The sequence below is a fragment of the Pedobacter suwonensis genome (assembly GCF_044762335.1).
Classification (GTDB): Bacteria; Bacteroidota; Bacteroidia; order Sphingobacteriales; family Sphingobacteriaceae; genus Pedobacter.
On the sequence record NZ_JBIWEB010000037.1, the window covers coordinates 1 to 6,938 of the forward strand.

The 6,938-nt window shown below is 36.8% G+C and carries 6 protein-coding genes; 3 read left to right on the top strand and 3 right to left on the bottom strand.

What is annotated here, in order from left to right; translation table 11 throughout:
* The 3 genes from ACIQXP_RS24985 to ACIQXP_RS24995 form a co-directional block, all read right to left on the bottom strand.
* The coding region (locus ACIQXP_RS24985; RefSeq protein ID WP_391527825.1) for a histidine kinase dimerization/phospho-acceptor domain-containing protein at positions 1-800 on the bottom strand (800 nt) is incomplete at its 3' end.
* Positions 797-1,474, bottom strand: coding sequence for a response regulator transcription factor (locus ACIQXP_RS24990; RefSeq protein ID WP_387508702.1), 678 nt, complete (start codon positions 1,472-1,474; stop codon positions 797-799). The genes ACIQXP_RS24990 and ACIQXP_RS24985, both read right to left, overlap by 4 nt.
* 46 nt (positions 1,475-1,520) lie before the next feature.
* A complete protein-coding gene (locus ACIQXP_RS24995) occupies positions 1,521-2,120 on the bottom strand; it encodes an HD domain-containing protein (RefSeq protein ID WP_387508704.1) in 600 nt (199 codons plus the stop codon).
* A 169-nt stretch (positions 2,121-2,289) separates the two neighbouring features.
* Between ACIQXP_RS24995 and ACIQXP_RS25000 the strand changes: the two genes are divergently transcribed.
* From ACIQXP_RS25000 to ACIQXP_RS25010, 3 genes are all read left to right on the top strand, one after another.
* Positions 2,290-2,727 carry an EamA family transporter gene (locus ACIQXP_RS25000; RefSeq protein ID WP_387508706.1) on the top strand — a complete coding sequence of 146 codons (438 nt, stop codon included), beginning with the start codon at positions 2,290-2,292 and terminating at the stop codon, positions 2,725-2,727.
* Positions 2,728-2,886: 159 nt separating this feature from the next.
* Positions 2,887-5,361: a TonB-dependent receptor gene (locus ACIQXP_RS25005; RefSeq protein WP_387508708.1), complete on the top strand. Its 2,475-nt coding sequence runs from the start codon at positions 2,887-2,889 to the stop codon at positions 5,359-5,361.
* A gap of 283 nt (positions 5,362-5,644) precedes the next feature.
* Positions 5,645-6,938: TonB-dependent receptor (locus tag ACIQXP_RS25010; RefSeq protein WP_387508710.1), on the top strand; the 1,294-nt coding region annotated here is incomplete at its 3' end.

Below are 6,938 nucleotides of genomic sequence, written 5' to 3' on the forward strand. Positions count from 1 at the left end.
GATTGGTGCAGGCGCGAAAGCCTGCCCGTTGCCTGATAAATATCTTCCAGTAATGCGCCTTGCTGTTCGGTGAAGGTTTCAGTTTGAAGTAAAGAGTCAAGCTTAGAATTTATTACCGCCAGTGGTGTCATCATTTCATGCGAGGCATTATCGGTAAAGCTTTTAAGTTCCCGATAATCTTGTTTCACTCGTTCGGCCATAGCATTTACCGATTGATTAAGCTCAATAAATTCGTCTATTTTGGTAGGCTCCTCTTTTATTGCCTCCATTTTTGTTACCTCAAAGGCTTTCATTCTTTTGAGTGTGTTGTAAAATGGTTGCCAAAGCCTGCTCAATACAAATCGGTTGATTAAAAAAAGTGTCCCAAGTAAAATCATGGTCACCCCTAAGGTTATCAACAGAATCACCCTCACCAAATCTTCTGATTCTACTCTCGATTTTGTAATGGTAACCAATATATTTTTACCTTTTAAATTTACTGTGGTCACCAAACTTCTTCCGGGCTCTTCCTCATTTTCCTTTGTATTTAAATAGGTGGTGTAGCTAAATTCGCGGATATCCTTTGCGTTACCTGGCGATTCGGCATAAGAAATCTGCTGGTCGAGATAGCTAGCCGGTAATGGCAATTTTTGATATGTATGTGTGTATTGTCGGATCTCATTTTCCTCAACTGCTAAATCCTTATCGAGTTTATTGGTTAAGATAAGGTGTATAAAAAAGTAATAGATTACACCTGTTATAATTAAAATAATTAGCGAGGTGAGCATATTCACCCTGTTGTATCGGGTAGATAACTTCATATCGAGGTAAATTTGTAGCCAATGCCATAAACAGATTTAACATAATCTTTTGCTCCTGCCTCGGCAAGTTTCTTCTTCAAATTTTTAACGTGTGTATAAATGAAGTCGAAATCATCAGAAAGATCCATTTCATCACCCCAAAGGTGCTCGGCCATTGCATTTTTAGTGACCACCTTATTTTTATTTGATAAGAAATATACCAGCAAATCGAACTCCTTTTTGGTAAGCGTGACGGGCGTGTCGTTTACCGTAATCTTCATCGCAGAAACGTCTACTTTAATTTCATTAAACTGGATAATGTTATCACCATCAAAATTTTTGCGCCTTATAATAGCGCTCACTCTGGCTTTTAATTCTGAGAGATGAAATGGTTTTACTAAATAATCATCTGCTCCTAAGTCCAAACCAGAAAGTCTGTCATCGAGCGAGTGCCTCGCAGAGATAATAAGCACACCATCTTTCTTATTCATTTTCTTTAATCTGGAGAGCAGTTCAAGGCCTTCTCCTCCAGGCAACCCTAGGTCCAAAAGAATACAATCGTAAGTATATAATTCAATTTTTTCAGTTGCAGCTTCAAAATCAGCAGCATGCTCGCAAACATTTCCTTCACCGGTAAAATAGGCTAAAATGCTTTCGTAAAGTGCTTGTTCATCTTCAATAACCAATATTTTCATAGTGTAATCTACTTTCTTTATCTAAAAACAGACAATATTTTTGAGGCTAACTTATGCGGTTTTTAAGTCTTTCTAAATTAAATTTCTTTTTTTCCTGAAGAACCTCTTTTCCATAAGATGTAAAATATTCATGTGCAGAAAGCATATTGAAATTTAGTGTATCCCATTCAAGGTTAGTATAAAAAAGGTTTAGATTTGTTTCCCACTCTGCCTTAAGTCTATCCGCGTAATCTTGATAATCCTGGAGTGCAAAATGATAAAAATCAGCATCACAGATTACCATTTGCAATTTATTTTCGGGCTGTTGCGGAAATTTAGTAGCTTTTATACATTCTTTAACGACTTCTATCTTTTCAGGCTCCAGTCCGTTTTCAGTTAAAAATTCGGCTGCAATGTTAGCGCTTTCTTCTTCGTGGCCCACGTATTTCTCTGTATAGCCAACATCATGCAGAAATGCTGCCAGAATGAGCAAAAGGCATTCATCATTATTAAGACCAACCGCCCTTCCAATAAGTTGCACACCTTCAACCACCAGTAAAGTATGCTCCAAATTATGAAAATACATTTTATTAGAAAGCCGGTTTTTTAAACGGTCTTCTACAAAACGCTCAACCCTTGTCAGTAAGATTTCCTCAGTTATGTTCATATTGCATCCTAAATCTAATACAATAGTAAAACTGAAATCTGGAGTAAATCTGTAGACTGTGTCTTAAGAAACTGGAAAATGTCTGTTCATCGCAATTTGTGCAGCTTTAATCAAAGCATTTATTATTTATTTCTGGCAAACAGATTATCTACAGAATTGTAAAATATTTTTGTATAAATTCAATTATCATATTATGTGGAGATACTATGCAATTCTATCAGCTTTTTTTGCTGCAGCTACAGCAATTCTTGCCAAAATCGGTATAAAAGGTGTAAACGGAAATCTGGCTACGGCGATTCGCACCGTTGTAATTTTGTTCATTGCCTGGGGAATTGTTCTTGCGACTGGTGAAATTTCAGAACTCAAAACATTGAGCAAAAACAACCTTATTTTCCTTGGGCTTTCTGGCGTCGCAACAGGCTTATCATGGATTTTTTATTTCAAGGCACTGGAAACAGGTGCTGTTTCAAAAGTAGCTCCAATTGATAAATTAAGTGTTGCAATAGCAATGGGATTGGCTTTTTTAATACTAAAAGAACCAATTGAACCTAAAACGCTCATTGGCGGATTGATGATTGTGGGTGGAAGCATTGTTATACTTTTATAATAAAATTGAAGTAATAATCGTTAGCAATAATTTGGCTTTATGAAGATAAACTGTAATTATTCCATTACAATCTAGAATAACCCTGATAGAACCGTGTTCTTCAGTTTTGCAACAGAATCTCAGGAGATATTTGCATTAACAATTATTTAACCAAGTTACATGCGACACGTTTTATCAATTATTCTCATTTTCAGTTTTTTCACCAATTCATTTGCCCAAAGTAGCCCCGGTAAATCAAAAATAACAGGAATTGTTATAGATGCAACCACAAAAACACCAGTAGATTTTGCAACCATCACAGTATATCAATCAGGCTCTAAAACCCCAATTAATGGCATTAGTTCCGACCCAAAAGGGAATTTTTCAGTTAGCGGCCTTACTACCGGAACCTACAGGGTAACCATCGATTTTATAGGTTACACCCAAAAAGTATTCGATCCGGTAACCGTTTCAGCTCAAAATCCTGTTATTGGGCTTGGAACCATTTCATTGGCATCAAAAGATGCTAACTTACAAAGTGTCACCATTACAGCAAAAACCCCGATTATCGAAAATAAGATAGATAAAACCATTTACAATACCTCCAACGACCTTACCGCACAAAATGGCGTAGCGCTTGATGTATTGAAGAAAGTTCCTATGGTAAGTGTTGACATAGACGGAAACGTCGAACTTCAGGGCAGCGGAAGTGTTCGTTTTCTAATCAACGGAAAGCCATCGAGTATTTTTGGGGCAAGCCTGGCCGATGCCCTGCAATCTATCCCGGCAAGTCAGATTAAAAGCGTTGAAGTAATTACCAGTCCAGGCGCAAAATACGATGCTAACGGAACAGGAGGTATCATTAACATTGTACTAAAAGACAATAAATTTCAGGGTATTAACGGAAGTGCCAATTATTCGATAGGTACCAGACTTCAAAACGGTTCGGTAAACTTAAATGTTAAAAAAGGTAATTTCGGTGTGGGTGTATTTTTCAGTGGCAATCAGCAATTTAATACGGTTACTAGAAGTTCTTCTAACAGGGTTTCATATAATGTAGCCAGAGACACGATAAATAATTTCTTTCAGAATGGAAGCAGTCCGCAGAAAAGAGCAAGTTATCAAACTGGATTAAATCTTAACTGGAGCATTACGCCAAAAGATGAACTTACCGCTACTTTAGGGTACAATCATTTTAACAATAATTCAAGTGGAACAACCAGTCAGATTCAACAATATCTTTTAGCGGCATCAGGAAATACCATATCAGATACAAGAAGTCTTCGAAATTCGGCCAGTAATTTCAGTGCCAACTCTACTGATGTAAGTTTAGGCTATAAAAAGAGTTTCAAAAAAGAAGGCCATGAATTAGACTTTCTATATAATGCAAGTTTTGGAAATAACCTGGTAAATGCTTCGCAAATTTCGAGTTATGGAAACCACAATCTGCCAAATACCGGATTAAACAGCACCAACCCGGGTAAAGAGAATGAGACCGAAATTTCGGTGAATTATACCTTGCCTGTAAGCAAAAAGTTAACCATAGAAAGTGGTGCCAAAGTGCTTATCGATAATCTTAACAATAGTGTTGTAACCGATACTTTATTGGCAAATAGTTCTTACATCAATAATGCTAACCAAACTTACGGCTTTAATTATAAGCGAAATGTATATGCGGCTTATCTTTCTGCATCTTTTTCACTTTTTAAAGATTTCATTACAGGAAAAGCTGGCTTGAGATATGAGAGAACCGGAAAGGTAGCTGATTTCTCTGGAGCTGCAATTCCTGGCTATAACACTTTTGCACCATCATTTACCTTGCAACATAAACTTGATGACAGCCAATCGATAAAGCTATCATACACATACCGCATTGAACGACCAGATTACGGAGATTTAAATCCGTTTTATAACATCAGCGATCCGCACAATATTAGTACCGGTAACCCTCTTTTGAGACCTGAGATTGGCAATAATGTTGAGTTGGGTTATAGCAAAACTTTCGAAAAAGGTGCTAATATTTATTTTGCAGGATATTATCGTCGCAATACCAACGATATGCAACAACTTACTACATACTACGATGTATTAACCATAAATGGTGTTGATTATTCGGCAGTTGCTTTAACCCAGCGACTGAATCTTGGTTCGCAAACTAGTATTGGAGCCAGTCTTTTTGCATCAGTTCCGGTAACCGAAAAACTTAATTTACGCACAAATATTCAGGCAGGAAACAGGAACAATGTTTCTCCGGGACTTACAAGCGTAAGTGCATTTGCCTACAGGGTGAACTTAAACGCCAGTTATCAATTTGGTGGAAATTTAATTGCAGAAGTATTTGGAAACTATAATTCTTCCCAAAGAAACTTTAGGAGTACCAGACCCTCGGTATTCAACTATAGCTTGGCCATCAGAAAACAATTCTGGAATAAAAATGCAAGCATAGGCTTAACTGCGGCAAACCCTTTTAACCGTTACATAACTCAAAGGCAAACCAGTTTTGGTCCGAATTTCGACCAAACCAATATTAGACTTGTACCTGTTCAGTCATTTGGATTAAGTTTATCTTATAAATTTGGAAAGCTCCAATTCAAAAAAGAATCTAAAGAAGATAATGCACCTCAGCTCCCAGATGTTGGTGGAAATGGAAAATAAATAGAATTTAGCTAAAACAATTGTTAATGAAATTACTCAGAATCTACTCTTTGCCTTTAAATAAATTCTAGTTGACGCATATTCAGATGAATACCTTAAGGGGCATACAAATGGTTGCTCTTTTCTTTTAGTCAATTTTCTTTATGATTTCACTATTTACCGGCAAAATCATAGGTTCAGAATTTCCACAGATTTTGGTTTTAGATTGCAGTCGGAAAACTTAATCTACGAAAATATCAGATAACCTCATCTTTATTTTCATGGATTTTAAAACTAAATTCTGATGAAAAATTACAAGCACATTTTAAGGCTTTTCTGCCTTTCTATATTCTTGATAGCCGACGATGTTTGCGCACAAGACAAAAAAACCAGCATATCAGGCCAGGTTAAAGAGGCCAAAAACAAACTCACTTTACCCTATGCCAATATCATTCTTAAAAAAGTTGGAGATGATAAATTTTCTGACGGAACCATTTCCGATGATCAGGGACGTTTTGTAATGAAGGATGTTAATCCTGGCAACTATCACCTTCAGGTGAGCATTGTGGGTTACATGCCTTTTCAAAAGGAAATCACCGTTGGCAGTTTAAGCCCCTTTATTGATTTAGGTATTATCGAACTTACCGAAGATGCTCAAAATCTGCAAACCGTGACGGTACAGGGCAAAAGCAATGATGGGATTTCGTCAAAACTGGATAAAAAAACCTTCGATTTAAGTAAAAACACGAGCCAGTTAGGCGGTTCTGTTTTGCAGGCGATGCAAAATCTCCCGGGCATTAGCATTCAGGATGGAAAAGTGCAACTGCGTGGTAACGATAAAATTGCATTATTAATCGATGGAAAACAAAATGCTATTACTGGTTTCGGTAGTCAGACAGGATTGGATAATATTCCTGCATCAGCCATTGAAAGAATTGAAATCATCAACAATCCATCCTCAAAATACGATGCAAACGGTAATGCCGGAATTATAAACATCATTTATAAAAAAAATAAACAAGAGGGTTTTAATGGTAAGGTTGGTTTGACAACTGGTCTTGGTGCAATTTGGTTGAGAAAAGAAAACCTGCCGGGAATTAGCCCTCAATATCAGTCAACACCAAAAATTAATCCATCATTATCGCTTAATTATAGAAAAGATAAGCTTAACACTTTTGTTCAGGCCGATTATTTATACACGCAAACCTTAAACAAAAACGAGTTTTCGCAACGCATTTACACCGATGGAATAATATTGAACCAACAAGTAAAACGCAACAGAACCACCACTTTTACCACAGTAAAATCGGGTTTTGATTATAACCCAAATGACCATAATAGCTTTACCATATCTGGCTTTTTCAACCGTGAAAAAATCGGCGATTTAGGTGATATTCCATTTTTTAACAGTGATTATTCGGTGAGAAATCGGCTGTGGCAATTTATTGAAGATGAAGTAAAATATACCGCAACGGGCTCTGCAAACTATCAGTATAAATTTGCCCAACCCGGACATACTTTAAGTGCTGGTTTCAATTATACCTGGCATAGGGAAGACGAAAAGTATTTTTTCAAAAACATTATGCCAACCTTTACTG

Coding starts and splice junctions, on each gene's coding strand:
- ACIQXP_RS24990 (WP_387508702.1), bottom strand. CDS start 1,474: ATGAAAATATTGGTTATTGAAGATGAACAAGCACTTTACGAAAGCATT.
- ACIQXP_RS24995 (WP_387508704.1), bottom strand. CDS start 2,120: ATGAACATAACTGAGGAAATCTTACTGACAAGGGTTGAGCGTTTTGTA.
- ACIQXP_RS25005 (WP_387508708.1), top strand. CDS start 2,887: ATGCGACACGTTTTATCAATTATTCTCATTTTCAGTTTTTTCACCAAT.